This is a genomic window from Pseudarthrobacter sp. NPDC058196, from assembly GCF_042882685.1.
In the GTDB taxonomy this organism is placed as follows: domain Bacteria; phylum Actinomycetota; class Actinomycetes; order Actinomycetales; family Micrococcaceae; genus Arthrobacter.
In genome coordinates this window covers 1-22,011 of sequence record NZ_JBHVVN010000025.1, presented here as the reverse complement: position 1 = coordinate 22,011, position 22,011 = coordinate 1, and the positions used below count along the sequence as shown (strand labels likewise).

Here is a 22,011-nt window from a genome sequence, read left to right as displayed (position 1 = left end):
CAACAAACTTGACACACTATTGAGTTCTCAAACAACAGACACACCCGGCACCACCACAACCAAAAACCAGTCGCAGATCGCTCCGGAGCAACTTTCCAAACTTACCGGCTGACTTCCAGCGTGTCAAATCGGCGTCCGCGATCTTCCTCAGCATAAGCTTGGGGGATCGGTTGTCCGCCTGACTCCGTGGAGCAGCGCGGAAATAAACTCTACCACCACTTATTCGGGATCGCCAGTCGGCGTGGAAGGGCTGCCTGCGCTGTCCTCACCCGCCCCGATTCCCCAGCGCCGAAGAGCCCGGAATCCTGAGGGATTCCGGGCTCTTCCGCTCGCTGCGGAGACCAGCTTGGGCTGCTCAGGCCGAGGTGGGTGCTCCCGGCTTGAAGTAGGACGCGCCCAGCGGAGGCAGCGTCACCGTCAGGGTGGCCGGCTGCCCGTCCTGTCCTTCGGCGGTTGCTGTCAGTTCACCACTGTTGAGAACGCCGGAGCCGCCGTAGGTGGTGTGGTCGGTGTTGAGGACCTCAGTCCAAGCGCCGGCCGATGGCACGCCCAAGGTGTAGCCGACATGCGGGCCCCCGGAGAAATTGATGGCGCAGACGATCGGCTCGCCGTCGGTACCCCACCTGATGAAAGAGAGGACGTTCCGGTCGTTGTCTCCCCCGTTGATCCACTGGAACCCGGCCGGCACGTTGTCCTGGGTATAGAGGGCGGGTGTGGCAGCGTACAACTCGTTCAGGTCCTTGGTCAGCAGCTGCAGCCCGCGGTGCGCGGGGATGTCTGCGAGCCACCAGTCCAGCCCGTGCTGCTCGGACCACTCCGCCTCCTGCCCGAATTCAGTACCCATGAAGATGAGCTGCTTGCCGGGGTGGGCCCACTGGTAGGCAAAGAACGCGCGGAGGTTTGCCAGCTGCTGCCAGCGGTCGCCCGGCATCTTGCGCAGCATGGAGCCTTTGCCGTGGACTACTTCGTCGTGGCTGATGGGCAGCAGGAAGTTCTCAGTGAACGCATACACCAGGGAGAACGTCACCGTGCCGTGGTGCCACCGGCGGTTGTAAGGGTCCTCTGAGATGTACTTGAGCGAGTCGTGCATCCAGCCCATGTTCCACTTCAGGCCGAAGCCCAGGCCGCCGTGGCTCGTGGGAGCGGTCACCCCCGGGAAGGCCGTCGACTCTTCCGCGATCATGACGGCACCTGGGTGTGTCTTGTAGACGGTGGCGTTGACTTCCTGCAGGAAGGAGATGGCTTCCAGGTTTTCCCGGCCGCCGAAGCGGTTGGGCCGCCACTCGCCTTCCTTCCTGGAGTAGTCGAGGTAAAGCATTGACGCCACCGCATCCACGCGCAGGCCATCAATGTGGAACTCGTCCAACCAGTAGAGGGCGTTGGCCACCAGGAAGTTCCGGACCTCGGTACGGCCGAAGTCGAAGATGAGGGTCCCCCAGTCCGGGTGCTCGCCAAGGGCCGGATCAGAGTGCTCATAGAGGGGTTCGCCGTCGAAGCGTGCCAGCGCCCAGGCGTCCTTCGGGAAGTGGGCGGGGACCCAGTCCAGCAGGACGCCAATTCCGGCCTGGTGGAGTGTGTCCACGAGGTAGCGGAACTCGTCGGGGTGGCCGAACCGGGACGTCGGCGCGAAGTAGGACGTGACCTGGTATCCCCATGAACCACCGAACGGGTGTTCTGCCACCGGCATGAACTCCACGTGGGTGAACCCCAGCCATTTGACGTACTCCACCAGTTCCTTGGCAAGCTCCCGGTAGCCAAGTCCCAGGCGCCAGGAGCCGAGGTGGACTTCGTACACGCTCATGGCCGAATTGTGGGGATCGCGCTGGGCTCGCGCTTCCATCCACTCGTCGTCCTTGAAGGCGTAGGACGGTTCCACCACCCGGGAGGCCGTGAGCGGGGGAACTTCGGTGCCGAATGCCAGGGGGTCGGCTTTTTCCACCCAGTAGCCACCGCGGGTCAGGATTTCGAATTTGTAGCAGGCGCCCGCCGGCACACCTGGAATGAAGACTTCCCACACCCCGGATGATCCCAGCGAGCGGAGCGAGTTTTCGCGCCCGTCCCAAGCGTTGAAATCACCCTTGACGCGGACGGCCTGTGCGTTGGGAGCCCACACGGCAAAGGAAACACCGTTGACGTCCCCCAGTGAGGACTTGTAGTGCTGGACGTGGGCGCCGAGGACCTCCCAGAGTTTCTCATGCCGGCCCTCGCCGATGAGGTGGAGGTCCACTTCTCCTACGGTGGGCAGGTAGCGGTACGGCTCATCAACCGCCACCGGTTCTTTGCCCGGGTACGTGACCGAAAGCCGGTAGTCGGGAACATGGCCCTGCTGCACGGGTTCGAGGACGGCAACCCACACGCCGTGGGCCTCATGTTCCATGGGAACTTCACCGGCCTGGGTGACAACGGTGACTGCTTCGGCCAGGTGCTTGACGGTCCGGACGGTGACGTGACCGTAGTCGTCCAGGTGCGCGCCAAGGACGGAATGGGGCGCGTGGTGTTCACCGTTCGCGATCTTGCCCAGGGTGCCTTCGTCCACGTGCAGCGGCACCCCCGGGCGGTCAGTTTGTGCTGAGCCTGTCATTTCGTTACCTTCCGATGCTGCGCCGGTTTGATCGCCGGTGCCGTTACCGCTCAGGAGCCGCCTGGAGGCATTCACCGGGATCGCCAGCCAGTCGGGCCTGTTACGCATTTCATAAACAACTTCGTACAGCGCCTTGTCCAGCCACAATGCCACAAACAAGGGCGAGGTCCGGTCCACCGTGCCGGGAATGACGGCCCCGTACCCTTCCAGGAACGCGTCAGCGCAGTCGTCCACCCAGGTGTCCGGGACTTGGGCGCCCTCCTGCTCCCGTTGGGCGGCGCCGGCCGCGTAGTCGAAGGACCGCAGCATTCCCACGACGTCGCGAAGCGGCACGTCGGGGACGTTCCGTTCGGCAATGGGCCGCAGCGGTTCGCCCTCGAAATCGAGGATGGCCCACCGGGACTGGCCACTGGATTGCCCGGCGACCTGCAGGATTTGGCCGAGGTGGAGGTCGCCGTGGATACGCTGCAGGGGACCGGTGGGGGCCCCGTCAAGGCCGGCCAGGAGGGCATCCAGAGCGGCGTCGTAGGGGCCGACGGCGGCGCGGGCTTCCGCCCAGGCGCTGCGGACGCGTTGGGCTACAGCGGATCCGATGGCCTTGCCGGCGTCGGGCTCCGCTGATTGCCCCAGCGCCTCCGCCAGCCGGCGGTGCACGTTGGCCGTGGCAGCACCGAGAGCCCGTGCTTCCGCCGTAAAATCGGCACCTTGGCGTGCGGCGTCCACAGCCAGCCGCCAGGCATCACGGCCGCCGGCCAGGAATTCGTGGGCTACCGCAAGCTCGCCCTGGACGGGCTTGCCCTGCCCAAGCCACTCTCCGCGGACCCAGCCCAACGTCGCAGGCACTTCGGGGGTACCCGCAGTGGTCAGCGCCGCCCCGACTTCGATCTCGGGGTTTGTCCCGTCGGACAGCACCCGGAAGAATTTCACCATCGCCGCCGATTCGCCGTCGTCCACAATGACGGAACTGTTGGACTGCTCTCCGGACAGCACTTTCACCACGCCTTTGGCCGTGGGAAGGCGGTACGGCCCGGCCACGCGGTGTCCGGTAGCTGACCCGCTTGCAGCCTTTTCCTCCTGCCGGATGAGCTCGAGCCAGGCGCCGACGAAATCAGGATCGTGCACGGCGTCGTAGACCCATGGCCGGGACGGGTCGGTTCCTGCGGCTTCGCCCACGAGCGCCCGTTCCATGCCACCGGCCGGTGCCGGGCGGAAGCTCAACGGGACCTGGACCACGGTGGTGCGCCGGCCGCCGTCGGGCCCCTCCGTGGTGGCACTGAGGAGGAACACGGCAAGCGCGGCGTGGCCTGTGGGGTCTGACAGGCCCAGGCTGCCCACTTGGGACATGGCGAAGGCGGGAGTCTTGATGGGGAACCAACGCTGCTGCGGCAGCCATTCCTTGAGCAGCGCGGTCAGGGCGGGAGTGAGGATTGGCTGGTTCATCTCAGTTCTCTATCGACAGGATGGGCATGGCCTGGGTGTAGGGCGACGACGGGTTGGATCCCGCCGTACGCATCCGGAGCCAGAAGAAGTCATGGCTTCCGATGGTCAAGGTGAGGCTTCCGTCATCGCCGATGCCCGGGAAGGGTTGGCCGCCGAAGACATCGCGCAGACCCCTCCCCGCGTACTCGGGAATGGCCAGTGTGGCGGCCACGGGATGCTGGGAGAGGTTGAAGGCGCACAAAATGGTTTCGGCCGCGGCGCCGGCCGGGTTGTTCGCCGGCAGCTCGCGCAGGTACGCCAGAACGGCGTCGTGGTCGGCTTCCACATGTTTGAACCCGCCAAGGCCGAACGCGGGGTGGTTCTTGCGCACGCTGAGGATCTGCCGTGTCCAGCGCAACAGCGACCCCGAGTGGGCGGCCTCGGCTTCGACGTTGGCCATGCTGTAGTTGTACACCAGCGACTGGATGGGCGGCAGGTAAAGCTTGCCGGGATCGGCGTCCGAGAACCCGGCGTTCCGGTCCGGGTTCCATTGCATCGGCGTTCGAACGGCGTCGCGGTCCTCAAGCCAGATGTTGTCCCCCATGCCGATCTCGTCGCCGTAGTAGAGGAACGGGCTCCCCGGAAGTGAGAGCAGGAGCGCGTTGATCAGTTCGATCTCGGCCCGGGAATTGTCGAGCAGCGGCGCCAACCGGCGCCGGATGCCGATGTTGGCACGCATGCGGGGGTCCGGCGCGTACCAGCCCAGCATGGCCGCGCGCTCGTCTGCGGTGACCATCTCCAGGGTCAGCTCATCGTGGTTGCGCAGGAATGTCCCCCACTGGGCACCGTCGGGGATGTCCGGTGTGTCGCGCATGGTTTCGATGATGGGCGCGGCCTTCTGGTCCCGGAGGGCATAGTACAGGCGGGGCATGATCGGGAAGTGGAACGCCATATGGCATTCGGGTTCTTCCTCGGTCCCGAAGTACTCCACCACCTCATTGGGCGGCTGGTTTGCCTCGGCGATGATCACACGGCCGGGGTAGCTTTCGTCCACCATGGCCCGCAGGCTGCGGAGGAATTCGTGGGTGGCGGGCAGGTTCTCGCAGTTGGTGCCCTCTTCCTCGAAGAGGTACGGGATGGCGTCTGCGCGGAAACCGTCGATCCCCTGGTCCAGCCAGAACCGGACCACATCGAACACAGCCTCGATGACCTTGGGGTTTTCGAAGTTCAGGTCCGGCTGGTGGCTGAAGAACCTGTGCCAGAAGAACTGCCGCCGGATGGGATCGAACGTCCAGTTCGATTCCTCCGTGTCGACGAAGATGATGCGTGCGTCCTGGTACTTCTCGTCAGTGTCGCTCCAGACATAGAAGTCGCCGAAGGGCCCGTCGGGGTCTTTCCGGGATTCCTGGAACCAGGGATGCTGGTCGGAAGTGTGGTTCAGCGGCAGGTCGATGATGACCCGGACGCCGCGGGCGTGGGCTTCCGCCACGAGCCGCTTGAAGTCGCTGATGGTGCCGAATTCGTCCAGCACGGAGTTGTAGTCCGAGATGTCGTAGCCGCCGTCGCGCAGCGGTGACTGGAAGAACGGGGGCAGCCAGAGGCAGTCGACGCCCAGCCATTGCAGATAGTCCAGCCGGTCGATGAGTCCGGAGAAGTCCCCGGACCCATCGCCGTTGGCATCCGCAAAGGCCCGGACCAGTACCTCGTAGAACACGGCCTTGCGGTACCACAGGGGGTCATGCTGAAGGCCGGGCGCATTTAGCTCGAACGTGCTCTTTGGGGTGAAGTGGCCGGAACTTTGCGGATTGAAACTCACGAATGCATTCTCCTCACGCTCAGGATGTGCGCCGGTTCTACGTGCGGGTCGAGCCGCACGTAGTTGTACTCGCCCCACTCCCAGCTTTGGCCTGAGACCAGGTCATCCACGAAGAAGCCACCGCCCGGGGTGCGGTCCTGCGGGTCCAGCTCCAGGGCTGCCAGGTCCAGGACGACGCTGCATTCCTTGGTGACGTGGGGGTCCACGTTGACCACCACGATGATGGTGTCCTTGGTCCCGTCGGGGAGGGTCTTGTGCTTGGAGTACACCACCGTGGATTCGTCGGTGCTCTGGTGGACCGTCAGGTTCTGCAAGTCCAGGAGCGCCGGGTGGTCCCGCCGGATGTGGTTCAGCCGCGTGATGTACGGTGCCAGCGAGCGCCCGGACTCCGCGGCGGCTTCCCAGTCACGGGCCTTGAACTCGAACTTCTCGTTGTCGATGTATTCTTCAGCGCCGGGCCGGGCAACGTGCTCGTAGAGTTCGTAGCCGGCGTAGACGCCCCACAGGGGGCTTCCGGTGGAGGCAAGGACCGCCCGGATCCGGAATGCCGCGGGTCCGCCGTACTGGAGGTATTCGGTGAGGATGTCCGGGGTGTTGACGAAGAAGTTGGGGCGGAAGAACGCCGGGGATTCGTGGCTGACTTCGTCGAAGTATGCCTCGATCTCCTTCTTGGTGTTGCGCCAGGTGAAGTAGGTGTAGGACTGCTGGAAGCCTGCACGGCCCAAGGCGTGCATCATGGCGGGCCGGGTAAATGCCTCGGCGAGGAATACGACTCCGGGGACGGCTTTATTCACCTCGGCGATTAGCCATTCCCAGAACCACACGGGCTTGGTGTGCGGGTTATCCACCCGGAAAATCTTCACCCCGTGGCTGACCCAGAGCAGCACAATGCGGAGAATTTCGCGGGAAAGCCCTTCCGGGTCATTGTCGAAATTGAGCGGATAAATGTCCTGGTACTTCTTCGGCGGATTTTCCGCGTAGGCGATGCTGCCGTCCACCCGGGTGGTGAACCATTCGGGGTGCGTCTGCACCCACGGGTGGTCCGGGGCCGCCTGCAGGGCCAGGTCCAGCGCAACTTCCAGGCCCAATTCGTTTGCGCGGGCAACAAAGGCGTCGAAGTCCTCGAAGGAACCGAGATCGGGGTGGATAGCGTCGTGGCCGCCCTCCTTGCCGCCGATGGCCCAGGGCGAACCCGGGTCATGGGGGCCCGCCACCAGGGTGTTGTTGGGCCCCTTGCGGTGCTGGACGCCGATCGGATGGATCGGGGGCATGTAGAGGACGTCGAAGCCCATGGCCGCGACGGCGTCGAGGCGGCGGGCTGCCGTCCGGAAGTTTCCCGATGTCCAGGCACCGGTGTTGTGGTCCTTGACGGCGCCTTCGGACCGCGGGAAGAACTCATACCAAGCACCTCGGCCTGCCCGGTCCCGCTCTACCAGAAGGGGGAACTTCTCCGAGACGGTCACCAGTTCGCGGATGGGCTGGCGGGCGACGATGTCCGCGATTTCCTGGCCGAATCCGGCCGCGAGGCGTTCCCCGGTGCTGCGTGACTGGTCAGAGAGGACATCCGAGGCATGCCGGAGGGCTGCCTGGTCCACCTCGTCCCGGAAGTCTTCCGCGGAGGCTTCACCGAGCAGCTTGGCCCCTTCGGCGAGCATGAGCTCCACGTCGATGCCGGCGTCGATCTTCACCTCGGCATTGTGGTGCCAGGTGCCGTAGCGGTCGTGCCAGGCTTCGATGACGAAGGACCAGTCGCCGGTTTCCGACGGCGTGAGCGCGCCTTCCCAACGGTCGGTCCCCATTCCGCGTTCGCCGCGGGGCGGGGAAAGCCGGACACGCTGCCGCTCGGCCCCCGTTGGGTCCAGGAGCACAGCGCTGACGCCGAGCTGGTCATGGCCTTCCCGGAAGGCGGTGGCCCCCACAACGATGGCCTCACCGGGGAGGGCTTTGGCGGGGACCTTTCCGCCGTCGACGACGGGCTGCACGTTGGTGATGGGAAAACGCCCGAACCGCAGACCATCGGTTATGCGGCGCTGGGGCATTTTGGTGGATGCGGCACTGGTTCCTGAGTTAGTCGTCACAGCCTCGACGTTAGCGAGAAATGCCCAGGATTGCTAAGGCTGCTCCCTAAAATCCATCGCGCCGCCGCCCAATTTCTTCACGCCCCTGTCATTTACCCAAAAGAAACCCAAAGCTTGTTCCGGCCCGGCATGTTGTCGGTTAGTGTGGCGCAGGTGAAGGCAATCCGCAGGTTTACGGTCCGTACAGTCCTCCCCGAGCCCATCCGGCCGCTGGCCCGGTTGGCCAGCAATTTGCGGTGGTCCTGGCACCGCCCCACGCGCGAACTGTTCGCCGGGCTCAACCCGCGCCTGTGGGAGGAAAGCGGCCAGGACCCCATCGGCTTCCTGGGCATGGTCAGCCGGGAGGAGTTCCAGCGGCTCGCCGCCGACCAGTCCGTGGTGGACCGGGTCCGCGCGGCCGAGGAGGACCTTGACCGGTATCTCGAGGAGCCTCGGTGGTACCAGGGCCTGGGCCCGGACGCCCCCGCCTCCATCGCCTATTTTTCTCCTGAATTCGGTATCACCGAGGTCCTTCCCCAGTACTCGGGCGGCCTGGGCATCCTGGCGGGCGACCACCTCAAGGCGGCCTCGGACCTGGGCGTTCCCCTGGTCGGTGTGGGCCTGCTTTACCAGGCCGGCTACTTCAAGCAGTCACTGTCCCGGGACGCCTGGCAGCAGGAAACCTACCCTGTCCTGGATCCCGACGGCCTGCCCCTGACACTGCTCCGCGAGCCATCCCCGGACGGCAACGGAAAAGCCCTGGAGGTATCGCTCCCCCTGCCCAACGGCCGCCGCCTCCTGGCACATATCTGGCGTGCCGACGTCGGACGCGTCCCGCTGCTCCTGCTGGACTCCAACGTGCCCGGCAATGACGACGCCGCGCGGAGCATCACGGACCGGCTGTACGGCGGCGGCGGTGACCACCGCCTGCAGCAGGAACTGCTGCTGGGCATGGGCGGGGTCAAAGCCCTGCGGGCGTTCCAGAAGCTGACGGGCTCCCCTGCCCCGGAGGTGTTCCACACCAACGAAGGACACGCAGGGTTCCTGGGCATCGAACGCATCCAGGAACTGATGTCCGGCGAACAGGCCCTGACATTCGACGAAGCGCTGGCCGCCGGCCGCGCCTCCACGGTGTTTACCACGCACACACCGGTCCCCGCCGGCATTGACAGGTTCGAGATCGCCCAGATCAGCCACTTCTTCCAGGCCGGGCTGGCACCCGCAGTCCCGTTGGACAGGATCCTGGAACTGGGCCGCGAAAACTATGCCGACGGAAACCCCGCCGTCTTCAACATGGCCGTCATGGGCCTCCGCCTTGCCCAGCGCGCCAATGGCGTGGCCAAGCTCCACGGGGAAGTGTCGCGCGGGATGTTCTCCGCCCTGTGGCCGGGATTCGACCACTCGGAGGTCCCCATCACCTCCGTCACCAACGGCGTCCACGTGCCCACGTGGGTGGACAGCCGGATCTCCAAGCTGGCCCGGGACCAGTTCGGCAGCGAGGCCGAAGCGCTGGGCAAATGGGACCTCGCCTACAACGTCAGCGACGCCGACGTGTGGGCGCTTCGCCGCGAAATGCGGGCGGCACTGGTGGAAGACGTGCGCCGCCGGCTCCGTGCTGCGTGGAAGAAGCGCGGCGCGGCCGACGCCGAACTGGGCTGGACGGACAATGTCCTGGACCCGGACGTGCTCACCATCGGGTTTGCCCGCCGCGTGCCCACGTACAAACGCCTGACCCTGATGCTCCGGGAACCTGCGCGGCTCAAGGCACTCCTGCTCCACAAGGACCACCCCATCCAGTTGGTCATCGCTGGAAAATCCCATCCGGCCGATGACGCCGGCAAGAAGATGATCCAGGACCTGGTGCGGTTCACTGACGACCCCGAGGTCCGGCACCGCATCGCGTTCCTGCCCAACTACGACATCGCGATGGCCAGGACACTGTTCCCTGGCTGCGACGTGTGGCTGAACAACCCGCTGCGGCCCCTGGAGGCCTGCGGTACGTCCGGCATGAAGGCGGCCCTGAACGGGTCGCTGAACCTGTCCGTCCTGGACGGCTGGTGGGACGAGATGTACGACGGCGAGAACGGCTGGGCAATTCCGACGGCCAACAACGACGCATCCCCGGAAGAGCGGGACGACATCGAGGCCGCCGCCCTGTACGAGCTGCTTGAATCGCAGGTGGCGCCGCGCTTCTACGGAAGCACGGTGTCCGAGGGTGCGGGGGCTGCTGGTCCCTCCACCACCCGGAGCGAGACAGTTCCAACGCACTGGGTGTCCATGATCAAGCACACCCTCTCGCACCTGGGTCCGGCAGTCTCGGCCGAGCGGATGCTCCGGGACTACGTGAACATCCTGTACCGCCCGGCAGCTGACGCCGGCCGCAGCGCCACCGCGAACTCCTACGCGCAGGCCCGCGCGCTGGCAGCCTGGTCTGCCAAGGTTCACGGCGCCTGGCCACAGGTCCACGTGGAGCATGTGGATTCGGTGGGCGTCTCAGAGGATCCGCAGATCGGCGACACCCTCCAGGTCAACGCCTACGTGGCGCTGAACGCACTGACTCCGGAAGATGTCTGCGTTGAGGTGGCTTACGGACGGGCCGAGGAGAACGACACCCTCGCGGACATCACCATGATGGAACTGCAGGTGAAGGAGGACCTGGGCAGCGGCCGCCACCTGTTCAGCGGCTCGCTGCTGATCGACCGCTCCGGACCGTTCGGCTACACGGTCCGGGTGCTGCCCAGGCACGAGGCGCTGGCCTCGAAAGCGGAGCTCGGCCTGATCGTCAACGCCTGACCTGGTGTCCGGCCCGCCCCCGGCCGGCCGGACACCAGGTGCCTGCGGAGTACCCAGCGCAGGGGGCAGGACCCTCAGAGCAGGACAGCCGTGACAGCGAGGTCCTTGCCGGCGTAGCGCTCGGCGTCCTGCAGGATTTCACAGACAATGCCGAAGGCCCTGTCGCTGCGGAACGTGGCGGCAACCTGCCAAAGGACGGTTACCGGCGGATTGCCGTTGTCCGTGATGGTGTCCGCGAAGTCGTGGAGCGAATCGTTCAGAGCATCCAGGTTCACACCGTAGTGCTCAGGAAAGTCCAGGACCTCGCCGAAGGTTTCCAGGACGGCGCGTTTGCTGTCGGCCGGCGGGACCACGAGGCTGCGGCGCCCGGCGTCCGCTACCTGCTCCTCCAGCTCTTCGAGGGTCCAGGTATCGCCGGAAAGAATTTTCATGGGTGCGCTAGCTGCCTTCCGCTATGTACTTGAACGTCGCGTAGTGGTCACCGGTGTAATACTTCTCCCCGCCGTCGCCTGCCACGATCCGACGTGCGCCCCGGTCCGGTTCGCCGGGCGTTGGAACCGTGTACTCGCGGTAGTACCCCCGATCCCGTGCGGGCAGGACGCGTTCAAGATTGCCGAACACCTGGTCGTCCTGGCTGAACGGGTACGGACCGCCCGCCCGGATCAGGGCCAGGACGCGGCGTCCTTCCACCGGCAGCGCGGACTCACGGATTTCCGGCAGGCTGGACGGGTTGGCTCCCTGGTGTGCCGCCGCGCTCTTTCCCGGCGCCGGCGTACCCGGGCCGCCGGTAGCCTTACTCGCGCCGGAAGCCGCGCCCGGCGTCGTGCCTTCCCCCTGGCCGCCCAACAAGCCGGCCCCGCCGAACGCCACCAGCGCCAGCACCGCCAAGGCGGTAAGGAGCAAGGGAAGCATGGAGCGGTTGCGCATTCGGGTGTACCTGCCGGCCGGTTTTACTGGGTCTAGGTTCGGTAGATGCTGATGGAGTTGGCCTCGGCAACATCGGTCTCGCCCGAGGCAACCCGGATGCCCTGCCGCTGCTCGTGGAGCGGCGAGGTGGTCAGGCGCAGCTCGAAAAGTCCAGGTGCCGTGCGCCCGAGGTCCGGCAGCGTGATTTGCACATCAGTGGCGCCGCCGTTCACCACCACCAGCCCGGCGAGGGCACCGCCGTCGTCCCCCAGCAGCAGCTGCAGGACGCGGTGGTGCGGATCGTTCCACCGCTCGGCGGACATGGGCTGCCCACGGTGGTCGAACCAGTGAAGGTAGGACTGTTCGTCCCGGACGGGGAAATCATGGGGCTGGGCGGCCAGGAATTCCTTGCGCAGCCGGATGTAGCGCTTGGTGCTGCGCAGCATTTCGTGCGCCTCCGGGGTCAACGTCCAGTCAAGCCAGGTCATGGCGTTGTCCTGGCAGTAGGCATTGTTGTTGCCCAGCTGCGTCCGGGCCAGCTCGTCACCGGCAGTGATCATGGGGACTCCAAGCGAGACCATGAGCGACGCCATCAGGTTGCGCCGGGACTGCGCGCGCCTGGCCAGGATCAGGCCGTTCTCGGTGGGCCCCTCCACGCCGTGGTTGTAGCTGCGGTTGTCCCCGTGCCCGTCCCTGTTCTCCTCACCGTTGTCCTCGTTGTGCTTCCGGTCGAAGGAGACGAGGTCGTTCATGGTGAAGCCGTCGTGGGCGGTAACGAAATTGACCGATGCCAGCCGTGAGCGGCCGGATGCCTGGAAGAGACCGGCAGAACCGGACAGCGAATCGGCGAGTTTGGCCATGGTTCCGCCGTGGCCGCCCGCGTCCATGGCCGCCCTGTCTGCCAGCCAGAACGTCCGGACGGCGTCCCGGAAGTGGTCGTTCCAGTCCACCCAGCCTGGCGGGAACCGCCCGGTTTGCCAACCGCCGTAGCCAATGTCCCACGGCTCGGCAATCAGCTTGACACCGGAAAGGACGGGGTCCGCGGCGATGGCGGTGAGGAACGGGTGGTTGGGGTCGAACTCGTTATCAGCGTTCCGGCAGAGGGTGACGGCAAGGTCGAACCGGAAACCGTCAACATGGAACTCATCCACCCAATACCGCAGTGAATCGACCACCATCTGGACCACATGCGGCTCGCCGAAGTTCAAGGTATTGCCGCACCCGGTGGTGTCCACGTATTTTCCGTGGCTGTCCATCCGGTAGTACGCCTGCTCCCCCAGCCCGCGGAAGCTGACGACCGGGCCGTCCTGGGTTCCCTCCGCTGTGTGGTTGTAGACGACGTCGAGGATGACTTCAAGTCCTGCGGCGTGCAGGGCCTTGACCATGCCCTTGAACTCGTCCTGGACAGCCTGCGGGCCCGCTTCCCGGGCGGCGCGGGTGGCGTAGCCGGGGTGCAGGGCGAAAAAGGCGGCGGTGTTGTAGCCCCAGTAGTTGGTGAGGCCAAGGTCCTGCAAGTGCGGCTCGTCGAGGTGGAAGTGCACGGGCAGGAGCTGCACGGCGGTGATGCCCAAGCTGGTGAGGTGCTCCACCACGGCAGGGTGGCCCATGCCGGCGTAGGTGCCCCTCAGGTCCTCGGGTACGTCGGGATGGAGCTTGCTCTGGCCCCGCACATGGGCTTCGTAAAGGATTGTGTTGCGCCACGGCAGGGCCGGCCGCTCGTCCGCTTCCCAATCGAAGTCGGGTGCGGTCCGGACACTGGCCAGGAGCCCGTCCCGCTGGTCCACCCCCCGGCCGTAAGGGTCCAGCAACAACGGCGGGTTGCCGGCGTCGTCCCCGTTCCCCGAGACGGAGGCGCGGGGCGGCAGGGGCCGGCGGTCGGAGGACGGGCGGAACCCGTACCGCGAACCGTACGGCAGGTCCTCGACGATGCCGTGATGGACGCCGCGCACCACGTTCGGCAGGGTCCGGGACCGCCACTGGCCGCCCGGAGGGCAGTAGGCAATGTCCAGGCTGGCTACGCCTGGCGCGAAACAGGAAACGTTGGCGCGGCCGCCGACGTGGTGGCGGGTTCCGCCGGAATCAACGCGCGGGACACTGACACCGAGGGGAATCGCCGAGGAGGCGTCCATGGTGGATGCGGTGTCGAAAAGCGGCATGACCATCACCTAAATGATAGCCGCCCGGGGCAGTTGACCTGCCCCTTCACTTCGGTACTGCAAGGGAGTCGTGCCCCCGCACGGCGGCCGGTGGACCACTACCCCGCCGCGCGCTGGCGGGAGACCTCATACAACGAGATGCCCACTGCCATGGAGGCGTTCAGGGACTCCATGGCGGAGTCGATCGGGATGGAGACGATCTGGTCGCAGTTCTCCCGAACCAGGCGGCTCAGGCCTTTGCCCTCCGAGCCCACCACGATGCACACCGGCTCCCTGGCCAAGGTGAGGTCGGGCAGCGAGACGTCGCCGTCGCCGTCGAGCCCCAGCACGAAGATGCCCATGCCCTTGAACTGCTTCAAAGCGTTGTTCAGGTTGGAGGCGCGGGCAACGGGGACGCGGACGGCAGCACCGGCGCTGGTCTTCCAGGCCGAGGCCGTGACGCCGACGGAGCGGCGCTCGGGAACAATAACGCCGTGGCCGCTGAAGGCGGAGACGGAACGGATGATCGCCCCGAGGTTCCGGGGGTCGGTGATGCCGTCAAGGGCGACGAAGAGCGGCGCGTTGCTGACGTGCCCCTTCTTCCACTTCTCCACCGTCTCCTCGGCCAGTTCGTACGCGTCCTGGTATTCGTACGGCGGAATCTGGAGCACCAGGCCTTGGTGGACGGCGTCGTCGGTCATCCGGTCCAGTTCGGGCTTGCCGGTTTCGAGCAGCGGAATACCGCGTTCGGCGGCGAGTTTCAGCGACTCCTTGACGCGGTCGTCCATCTCGATGCGAATGGCCACGTGCAGGGCCTTGGCCGGGATGCCGGCGCGGAGCGCTTCGACCACGGAGTTGCGGCCTGTGACCACTTCTTCGGTGGCGCGGCCCTTGGGTCCGGACTTGGCGGCGCCGGCGCTGCGTGCACCCGGGCTGCGCTTGGCAGCGGACCGTTCGGCCAGCTGCCTGGCTTTGTGCGCCTTGTGGTACGGGCGGTCCTCAGCCTTGGGCGTGGGCCCCTTGCCTTCGAGGGCCTTGCGGCCATGGCCACCGGTTCCGATGGTTGGGCCCTTCTTCGCTTTCACCGATCGGCGACCATTGTTGGCCATGATGTTCCACCCTTGATTGTGCTGACTGAGTCTGCCTACCAGTCTACTGACCGAAGAAAAATCGAGGCGCCGCGTGCTGTGGGCGTACTCAGGGCAGTGGCTGCTCAGCCCCTCTTGAGGCTCCAGGTGGCACCGTCCGTGCCGTCTTCCACCACGACGCCGGCCTGGTTGAGGGTGTCCCGGATGGCGTCGGAGGCAGCCCAGTCCTTGGCGGCACGGGCGGCGGCACGGGCAGCCAGCTGCGCCTCCACCAGGACGCCCAAGGCGTCGGCTTCCCGGCTGCCCGCCTGCCCGGAACCGGCGACGGCGTTCAGGCCCAGGACGTCGGTCATGGTGACGACCGCGTACATCGCCTTCCGGGCAGCGTCGTCGTCGCCGTCCGCCAGGGCCGTGTTCCCGGCCCGCACGGTCTCATGCAGCGCCGCGAGGGCACGCGGGACATTCAAGTCGTCGTCCATCGCGGCTGAAAAAGTGTCCAGGGCATCAGCAGGAGAACGGTCGTTGCCGGGAACGAAGCCAAAGTCGGAGCCGAAACGCGCCACGGCTTTCGCCAGGAACCCGTCGATGCGTTCGACTGCGGCAGCGGCTTCCTGCAGCGACGTGGGCCGGTAGTCCAAGACGGAGCGGTAATGGGCCTGGCCGAGGTAGTAGCGGACAACGCGGGGGGAGGCGAGCTCCAGCATTTCGGTGGGGCTGATGGTGTTGCCAACGGATTTGGACATCTTCTCGCCCTGGTACGTCACCATGCCGTTGTGCATCCAGAAGTTGGCGAAGGGGTGCCCCGCCGCCTGGGACTGGGCCATCTCGTTTTCGTGGTGCGGGAAGCGCAGGTCCAGGCCGCCGCCGTGGATATCGAAGGCGGTGCCGAGGTACTTGGTGACCATGGCAGAGCACTCAAGGTGCCAGCCGGGCCGTCCGGCACCCCAGGGCGAGGACCAGCTGGCGGTGGCCGGCTCTCCTTCTTTCGAACCCTTCCACAGCGCAAAGTCGCGGGGGTCCTTCTTGCCTCGGGGATCGGCGTCGGGCGCTGCCTGCATGTCGTCGATGTTCTGCCGGGTCAACGCGCCATACCTGTTCCAGGAGCGGACGTCGAAGTACACGTCTCCCGAGTCGTCCAGCGCGGGGTAGGCGTGGCCGCGGTCGATGAGCTGCTGGATCAGGGCGTGCATCTCGGGAATGTGCCCGGTGGCCCTGGGTTCGTAGGTGGGGCGGGAGACGCCAAGGGTGTCGTAGGCCGTCAGGAATTCCCGCTCGTAGCGGTACGCCAGCGCCCACCATTCCTCACGCGGCACATCTCCCGGCTCGGGGATGAAGTCCGGCGCGAAGGAGGCCTCGGACTTGGCGAGGATCTTGTCGTCAATGTCCGTGACGTTGCGGACCACCGTGACGCGCAGGCCGCGGTACTGCAGCCAGCGGGTCAGCTGGTCGAAGGCGATGGCGGAACGGATGTGGCCCACGTGAGGCATTCCCTGCACCGTGGCCCCGCAGTAATAGAGGCTGACCTTGCCCTCAAGGATCGGGATAAAGTTCCGGACTTCGGCGGAGGCGGTGTCATAGAAGCGCAGGGTCACCGCTCCAGACTAGCCGATGGTTTCCTTGGGCCGCGGGTACACCAAGGCGGTGGCCACAGCGGAGATACCCTCGCCACGGCCGGTGAACCCGAGGCCGTCGCTGGTGGTGGCGGTGACGCTCACCGGCGCGCCGGCAGCCCCTGAAAGGACGCGCTGCGCCTCTTCCCGGCGGGGACCGAATTTCGGTCTATTGGCCACGAACTGGACGGCGATATTGCCAATCTCGAAACCCGCAGCCCGGACGATCCGTGCCGCTTCGGCGAGCAGCGTCACACCGGACGCGCCGGCGAATTCCGGGCGGTCCGTGCCGAAGTGGGTGCCAAGGTCGCCGATGCCTGAAGCGGAGAACAGCGCGTCCGCCGCGGCGTGGGCCACGGGGTCGCCGTCAGAATGGCCGGCCAGGCCGCGTTCACCGGGCCAGTGGAGTCCGCCGAGCCACAACGGGCGGTCCTCGTCCTGGCCAGCGTACGCGTGGACGTCGATTCCCACTCCGGTCCGCGGCAGGATCATGTCTGCGCTCACCCTTCCACCCACCGGGCGCCGAGCGGGCCCTCAAGGAGCCCTTCGGCGAAGATCAGGTCAAGCGGCGTGGTGATCTTCAGGGACTGGGTTGAGCCACGGACAGCGTAGACCGGCGTCCCCAGCATCTCCACGAGCATGGCGTCATCGGTGACGGCCGCCGCTTGCTGCAGGTCCAGTCCCTGGGCGGCCCGGTGCGCCTGCACCAGCGTGTCGAGCGTGAATCCTTGGGGTGTCTGTACCGCCCGCAGTTCCTCGCGCCGGGCTGTTCCCGTGACCACCTCCGGCGCGAACACGCTGTCCTCTCCGGAGGTGGCGGCAACGGTCTTGACGGTGTCCACGACGGGGAGAACGGGAATGACCGCGGCAGCGCCCGCGGCAAGGGCTTCCGTTACGCGGTGGAAGACGGACTCGGGCGTCAGCGCCCGGGCGGCATCGTGGACCAGGACCGCTTCCGTGCCGTCCATCAGGGCAGCCATACCGGCGCGGACGGACTCAGCCCGGGTGGCGCCGCCGTCCACAAGGGTGAGGAGGGGGCCGCCGTCGGCCAGTTCGTCCCGGAAGTCACCGCAGAGGCGGCGCAGGCCCTCGTCAGCTGCCGGCAACACCACGCAGACCTGGCTTGCGACCCCGGAGGCGACAATACCCCGCAAGGCATGCATCAGGATCGGTTCGCCACCCAGCGGCACAGCCGCCTTGGGCATGCCGTAGCCGAGCCGTTGCCCGGACCCTGCGGCCACCACGATGACTCCCGTGACCAGGGGCGTTGATTCACTCATGCGAACTAGCCTACGACGCCGTTGCGGCCTCGACATGGCCGGGCCGCTGCCCGGTTTCGGGCAAAAAGAAGCCCCGGCGGCACTTGAGTGCTGCCGGGGCTAAATTCTTAGGAAGCCAAGACCTCGTCGAGAACGCTTGCCGCCTTCTCCTCGTCGGTCTTTTCAGCCAGCGCCAACTCTGAAATCAGAATTTGGCGGGCCTTGGCCAGCATTCGCTTTTCGCCTGCGGAAAGGCCCCGGTCGTGATCCCGGCGCCACAGGTCGCGAACGACCTCTGCCACCTTGATGACGTCACCGGAAGCAAGCTTCTCCAGATTTGCCTTGTACCTGCGTGACCAGTTGGTGGGTTCCTCGGTGAACTCGGCACGAAGCACATCGAACACGTGCTCCAGGCCTTCCTTGCCCACTACGTCCCGAACCCCAACAAGATCTACGTTTTCTGCTGGAACTTCAATGGTCAGATCACCCTGAGCCACCTTGAGCTTGAGATACATCTTCTCTTCGCCCTTGATGGTGCGCATCTTGATTTCTTCAATCTTCGCAGCACCGTGGTGAGGGTAAACTACTGTCTCGCCGACCTCAAATACCATGTGGACATTTCCCCTTTCCCGCAGACCAGTTTATCACGATTCAGGCATATGACCGGCCGGAGAAAGGGCTCCCAACCGCGAAAATACGCGGAAAAACGGCCCAATCGACCTCCTCCACCCCCTTGACGGATGAGGATATTAGTGCATCTGGTGAGCGTTCCCACAGACGATGTGACGGCCCCGAATCCTCGTTTGACCCCGTTTGCGGATAGGCTATGGCTGAAAAAGACTTCAAATTTCTCGAGGAGTACGTGACGTGCGTTCCACTGCGATGAACCGGGCCCAGCGCGGCAAACTGGCACTGACGGCTGCCGCCCTTGGCGTCAGCCTGCTGACTGCGGGCTGCGGTTACATCACGCCCCAGCAGACCAGCCACCAGTACTCCGCCTCGGACGGCATCCGCGCAGACCTCGGCCCGCTGCAGCTGCGGAACATCCTCATCGTTTCCAGCGGCGAAGACGGACCTGGCCGACTGATTGGCGCCGTCTACAACTCCTCTTCCAAGGACGTGAAGCTCACGGTCAACGGCGCCAAGGGCTCACAGACCGAGGTTCCGGTGAAGGCCAACTCCTACACGCTCCTCAACGAGAACACCGACCCTGCCATCTTGAGCACCACCGGCGGAAAGCCGGGTTCGCTGGTGGACGTCAAGATCAGCGAGAACGGCACCAACGTCACCAGCACGGTCAAGGTTCCCGTCCTGGATGCGACCTTGAAGGAATACAAGGACTACCTGCCGTCCGCCAGCCCGTCTGCTACGCCGTCGTCGTCCGCCAGCACAAGCGCGACGGCCACCGCCACTCCGAGCGCCACGGCAACGGCAACCGCCACCAGCCGCTAGCGGCGAGCCCGCCGGGGCGGGCAGTCCGTAAGGCGCAACAAAGGGAGGGCCACTGGCCCTCCCTTTGTTGTTGCATCTGATCCGGACAGCCCTGCCCGCCCGGAGCCTAGGGCTCGAACTTGTAACCGAGGCCGCGCACGGTGACCAGGAACCGGGGTGCGGAAGGATCCGGTTCGATTTTGCCGCGGAGGCGCTTCACGTGGACGTCAAGGGTCTTGGTGTCGCCAACGTAATCCGAACCCCAGACCCGGTCAATCAGCTGCCCCCGGGTGAGGACGCGCCCCGAGTTGCGCAGGAGCATCTCCAGGAGCTCGAACTCCTTCAACGGCAGCAAGACCTGCTCGCCATCCACGCTCACCACGTGCCGTTCGATGTCCATCCGGACCGGTCCGGCCTGGACCGTTGAAGAAATCAGTTCCTCCGGTTCGCCCTGGCGCCGCAGGACCGCCCTGACCCGGGCCACCAGTTCACGGGAGGAATAGGGCTTGGTGACATAGTCGTCCGCGCCGAGCTCCAGGCCCACAACTTTGTCGATCTCTGAGTCCTTGGCCGTCAGCATGATCACCGGAACGCTGGAACGCTGCCGGAGCTGCCGGCACACCTCGGTGCCGGACAGGCCGGGCAGCTGCAGGTCCAGCAGGACCAGGTCGGCGCCGTTGCGGTCGAATTCGGTGATCGCGTCGAGGCCGTTGTCCACCACCTCAACCTCGAAACCTTCCTTGCCCAGCAAATAGGACAAGGGATCGCTGAATGACTCCTCGTCCTCCACAATCAAAATCCTGCTCAAGCGCTAGCTCCTCGTTCTGTTGCGCCGGCGGCGCGGGGTACTTGGGTGAGGGCCGGCTGGCCGGCCGGCTGCCGCGCCGGCGCCGGTGCCGGTGCGTCGTGGACCGGACGGTCGCTGTCCTGTCCTTCCATCTCGGGAAGCCGCAGGGTGAACGTTGACCCTTGGCCCGGCTGGGACCAGAGCGTCACCTCGCCGCCATGGTTTGATGCCACATGCTTGACGATGCTCAGGCCCAGGCCGGTGCCGCCGGTTTGGCGTGAACGGGCGGCATCGACCCGGTAGAAGCGTTCGAAGACGCGTTCCTGGTCCTCGGGCGTGAGCCCGTCCCCCTGGTCAGTCACGGAGATGGACACCAGGCCCTCCCTGGAACGGACGCCGATTCCCACCCTGGTGTTGGCGGGCGAATAGCGGATGGCGTTATCGATGAGATTGCGCAGCGCGGTGACCAAAAGGTCCTGGTCGCCGAAGACCTTGCCCTCGGTGCGGCCACCCACCACGATGCTGATGTTCTTGCTCTCGGCGGGCAGCTGCGACCGGTCCACGGCCTCGGCTATGACCGCGTTGATGTCCACGGGGCCGCCTTGCTGCGTCACGCTGGCGCCCTGCAGCCGGGACAACTCGATGATGTCCTGGACCAGCGCGGCGAGGCGGGCCGATTCCTTATGCATCCGCTTGGCGAACCGGCGGACCGCTTCTTCGTCGTCCGCGGACGACTCGAGGGCCTCAGCCAGCAGGGAGATGGCGCCGACGGGCGTCTTCAGTTCATGCGAGACGTTGGCGACGAAGTCGTTGCGGATCTCTTCCGTGCGGGTAATCTCGGTCCGGTCATCGGCCAGGAGCAGGATGTATTCCTCACCCAGCATGGCCGCCCGGACCTGGACGATGATGGTCCCCTGCCCCAGCGGTCCGCGCGGGAGCTCCAGCTGCTTCTCCAGGATAACGCCGTCCCGCCGCACACCCGCCGTCATGTCCAGGAGTTCCTTGTGGACGACGGTATGGCCGCGGACAAGGCCGTAGGCGTAGGCTGCCGGGCTGGCACGGACAACGCCGTCGACATCGTCCAGGACCACAAAGGCACGTCCGACGACGGCCAGCACCTCCGCCGCCCCGTCCGGCAGCGCAGGTTCCCCGGCATCGACCTCCAGCAGCTCGCGCTGCTTCTCGCTGACCCGGAACGCAAGCACGCCGAACGTGCCAAGCGCCAGGCCGACAAGGCCGGCGACCAGACCAATGAGCATAGGATCCACAGCTCCACTTTATGCTCTTGCCCGGGGCGCGCCGGCGCTTCGAAGCCCTTACCGCGAACGGTTCAACTAACGTTCACCTCCATGGGCATAATCGTTTACCGGGCGATGACAGTGTTAATGGTTAGAGCGCCCAATGGCGACACGATTCCTGCTGCCCTGGAGCGGCCGGCGGGAGTTCCAAGGAAAGGACGCCTACGTGCGTAAGGTTTTTCAGGAAGAGCTCACCCAGGTCGGTGACCAGCTGGTGGAGATCTCCCGCCTGGTCAGCGAAGCGATAGACAAGGCCACCACCTCATTCCAGGTCGCGGACGTTGATCTCGCCCAGGACGTCATCGCGGCGGATGCGCGCATTGACTTCCTGCAGAACAGCCTTGATGAGCGGGCCATCGACATCCTGGCCCTGCAAGGTCCCGTAGCCAGCGACCTGCGCATGATCGTGGGCTCGCTCCGGATGAGTGCCTCCCTGGAGCGGATGGGCGACCTCGCGCGCCACATCGCCCAGCTGGCCCGCCTCCGGTACCCGTCCACGGTCATCCCGGAGTCCATGACCGGGACCTTCAACCGGATGGCCGAACTGGACCAGGAGATCGCCGACAAGTTGACGGTACTGCTGGAGAGCCGCGACCTCGAGGTGGCAAGGGACATCCTGAAGGCCAACACCGCCATCAATGACCTGCACCTGAGCGTCTTCAAGGCCATCGCCTCGCCCGAGTGGACCGAGTCGCCGGCGACCACCGTGGACGTGGCCCTCGCCAGCCGCTACTTCGAGCGGTTCGCGGACCACGGCGTCTCCGTCGCCCAGAAAGTGACGTACCTGGTCACCGGCGCGTGGCAGCCGAACGCCACCGAACACAGCTAAAC

Annotated in this window: 16 protein-coding genes; 3 read left to right on the top strand and 13 right to left on the bottom strand. The window is 65.8% G+C overall.

The features are described from left to right. Window positions 1-355 precede the first annotated feature (355 nt). Genes ACFVVC_RS22285 through ACFVVC_RS22275 form a run of 3 tightly spaced genes read right to left on the bottom strand, consistent with a single transcriptional unit; the run spans window position 356 to window position 7,855 of the window. Window positions 356-4,021, bottom strand: coding sequence for a 1,4-alpha-glucan branching enzyme (locus ACFVVC_RS22285; protein ID WP_387458489.1), 3,666 nt, complete (start codon window positions 4,019-4,021; stop codon window positions 356-358). 1 nt (window position 4,022) lies between these two features. Then, window positions 4,023-5,816, bottom strand: coding sequence for a maltose alpha-D-glucosyltransferase (treS, locus tag ACFVVC_RS22280; RefSeq protein ID WP_387458487.1), 1,794 nt, complete (start codon window positions 5,814-5,816; stop codon window positions 4,023-4,025). Next, window positions 5,813-7,855 (bottom strand): alpha-1,4-glucan--maltose-1-phosphate maltosyltransferase, encoded by a 2,043-nt coding sequence (locus ACFVVC_RS22275; RefSeq protein ID WP_387458497.1) that lies wholly within the window; start codon window positions 7,853-7,855, stop codon window positions 5,813-5,815. Before ACFVVC_RS22275 ends, treS begins: the two co-directional genes overlap by 4 nt. Before the next feature lie 192 nt (window positions 7,856-8,047). On the opposite strand from ACFVVC_RS22275, the gene glgP reads away from it, so the two are divergent. Continuing rightward, window positions 8,048-10,666 (top strand): alpha-glucan family phosphorylase, encoded by a 2,619-nt coding sequence (gene glgP, locus ACFVVC_RS22270; protein ID WP_387458485.1) that lies wholly within the window; start codon window positions 8,048-8,050, stop codon window positions 10,664-10,666. 74 nt (window positions 10,667-10,740) lie between these two features. Here glgP and ACFVVC_RS22265 read toward each other — a convergent pair whose 3' ends face one another. The 8 genes from ACFVVC_RS22265 to ACFVVC_RS22230 all read right to left on the bottom strand — a co-directional run bounded on the left by ACFVVC_RS22265 (window position 10,741) and on the right by ACFVVC_RS22230 (window position 18,275). Continuing rightward, the gene (locus ACFVVC_RS22265) at window positions 10,741-11,097 is read right to left on the bottom strand and encodes a barstar family protein (RefSeq protein ID WP_387458483.1); all 357 of its coding nucleotides are present in this window, start codon (window positions 11,095-11,097) and stop codon (window positions 10,741-10,743) included. A 7-nt stretch (window positions 11,098-11,104) separates the two neighbouring features. Continuing rightward, on the bottom strand, window positions 11,105-11,593 hold the full coding sequence (locus ACFVVC_RS22260) for a ribonuclease domain-containing protein (RefSeq protein WP_387458482.1): 489 nt from the start codon (window positions 11,591-11,593) through the stop codon (window positions 11,105-11,107). A 32-nt stretch (window positions 11,594-11,625) separates the two neighbouring features. Then, a complete protein-coding gene (glgX, locus tag ACFVVC_RS22255) occupies window positions 11,626-13,734 on the bottom strand; it encodes a glycogen debranching protein GlgX (RefSeq protein ID WP_387458480.1) in 2,109 nt (702 codons plus the stop codon). 92 nt (window positions 13,735-13,826) lie between these two features. After that, window positions 13,827-14,816, bottom strand: coding sequence for a 23S rRNA (guanosine(2251)-2'-O)-methyltransferase RlmB (gene rlmB, locus ACFVVC_RS22250; protein ID WP_387458478.1), 990 nt, complete (start codon window positions 14,814-14,816; stop codon window positions 13,827-13,829). Between the two features lie 104 nt (window positions 14,817-14,920). Beyond that, the gene (gene cysS / locus ACFVVC_RS22245) at window positions 14,921-16,387 is read right to left on the bottom strand and encodes a cysteine--tRNA ligase (RefSeq protein ID WP_387458476.1); all 1,467 of its coding nucleotides are present in this window, start codon (window positions 16,385-16,387) and stop codon (window positions 14,921-14,923) included. A 9-nt stretch (window positions 16,388-16,396) separates the two neighbouring features. After that, window positions 16,397-16,897: a 2-C-methyl-D-erythritol 2,4-cyclodiphosphate synthase gene (gene ispF, locus ACFVVC_RS22240; protein WP_387458495.1), complete on the bottom strand. Its 501-nt coding sequence runs from the start codon at window positions 16,895-16,897 to the stop codon at window positions 16,397-16,399. 8 nt (window positions 16,898-16,905) lie between these two features. Continuing rightward, on the bottom strand, window positions 16,906-17,685 hold the full coding sequence (gene ispD / locus ACFVVC_RS22235) for a 2-C-methyl-D-erythritol 4-phosphate cytidylyltransferase (RefSeq protein ID WP_387458474.1): 780 nt from the start codon (window positions 17,683-17,685) through the stop codon (window positions 16,906-16,908). Between the two features lie 107 nt (window positions 17,686-17,792). Beyond that, window positions 17,793-18,275, bottom strand: a complete 483-nt coding sequence (locus ACFVVC_RS22230) for a CarD family transcriptional regulator (RefSeq protein WP_011690592.1) — start codon at window positions 18,273-18,275, stop codon at window positions 17,793-17,795. 271 nt (window positions 18,276-18,546) lie between these two features. Between ACFVVC_RS22230 and ACFVVC_RS22225 the strand changes: the two genes are divergently transcribed. Further along, entirely contained in the window at window positions 18,547-19,116 is a 570-nt protein-coding gene (locus ACFVVC_RS22225) for a hypothetical protein (protein ID WP_387458493.1), read from the top strand. Between the two features lie 106 nt (window positions 19,117-19,222). Here ACFVVC_RS22225 and ACFVVC_RS22220 read toward each other — a convergent pair whose 3' ends face one another. Both ACFVVC_RS22220 and ACFVVC_RS22215 read right to left on the bottom strand, forming a co-directional pair. Then, complete coding sequence (locus ACFVVC_RS22220; protein WP_026264738.1) at window positions 19,223-19,903, bottom strand: response regulator transcription factor; 681 nt, start codon at window positions 19,901-19,903, stop codon at window positions 19,223-19,225. Next, the gene (locus ACFVVC_RS22215) at window positions 19,900-21,141 is read right to left on the bottom strand and encodes a sensor histidine kinase (RefSeq protein ID WP_387458491.1); all 1,242 of its coding nucleotides are present in this window, start codon (window positions 21,139-21,141) and stop codon (window positions 19,900-19,902) included. Before ACFVVC_RS22215 ends, ACFVVC_RS22220 begins: the two co-directional genes overlap by 4 nt. Window positions 21,142-21,346: 205 nt before the next feature. Between ACFVVC_RS22215 and phoU the strand changes: the two genes are divergently transcribed. After that, window positions 21,347-22,009, top strand: a complete 663-nt coding sequence (phoU, locus tag ACFVVC_RS22210) for a phosphate signaling complex protein PhoU (protein WP_026264739.1) — start codon at window positions 21,347-21,349, stop codon at window positions 22,007-22,009. The last annotated feature ends 2 nt before the right edge of the window (window positions 22,010-22,011 follow it).

Coding starts and splice junctions, on each gene's coding strand:
- ACFVVC_RS22285 (WP_387458489.1), bottom strand. CDS start 4,021: ATGAACCAGCCAATCCTCACTCCCGCCCTGACCGCGCTGCTCAAGGAA.
- ACFVVC_RS22275 (WP_387458497.1), bottom strand. CDS start 7,855: ATGCCCCAGCGCCGCATAACCGATGGTCTGCGGTTCGGGCGTTTTCCC.
- ACFVVC_RS22265 (WP_387458483.1), bottom strand. CDS start 11,097: ATGAAAATTCTTTCCGGCGATACCTGGACCCTCGAAGAGCTGGAGGAG.
- ACFVVC_RS22260 (WP_387458482.1), bottom strand. CDS start 11,593: ATGCGCAACCGCTCCATGCTTCCCTTGCTCCTTACCGCCTTGGCGGTG.
- glgX (WP_387458480.1), bottom strand. CDS start 13,734: ATGGTCATGCCGCTTTTCGACACCGCATCCACCATGGACGCCTCCTCG.
- rlmB (WP_387458478.1), bottom strand. CDS start 14,816: ATGGCCAACAATGGTCGCCGATCGGTGAAAGCGAAGAAGGGCCCAACC.
- ispF (WP_387458495.1), bottom strand. CDS start 16,897: ATGATCCTGCCGCGGACCGGAGTGGGAATCGACGTCCACGCGTACGCT.
- ispD (WP_387458474.1), bottom strand. CDS start 17,685: ATGAGTGAATCAACGCCCCTGGTCACGGGAGTCATCGTGGTGGCCGCA.
- ACFVVC_RS22230 (WP_011690592.1), bottom strand. CDS start 18,275: ATGGTATTTGAGGTCGGCGAGACAGTAGTTTACCCTCACCACGGTGCT.
- ACFVVC_RS22225 (WP_387458493.1), top strand. CDS start 18,547: ATGAACCGGGCCCAGCGCGGCAAACTGGCACTGACGGCTGCCGCCCTT.
- ACFVVC_RS22215 (WP_387458491.1), bottom strand. CDS start 21,141: ATGCTCATTGGTCTGGTCGCCGGCCTTGTCGGCCTGGCGCTTGGCACG.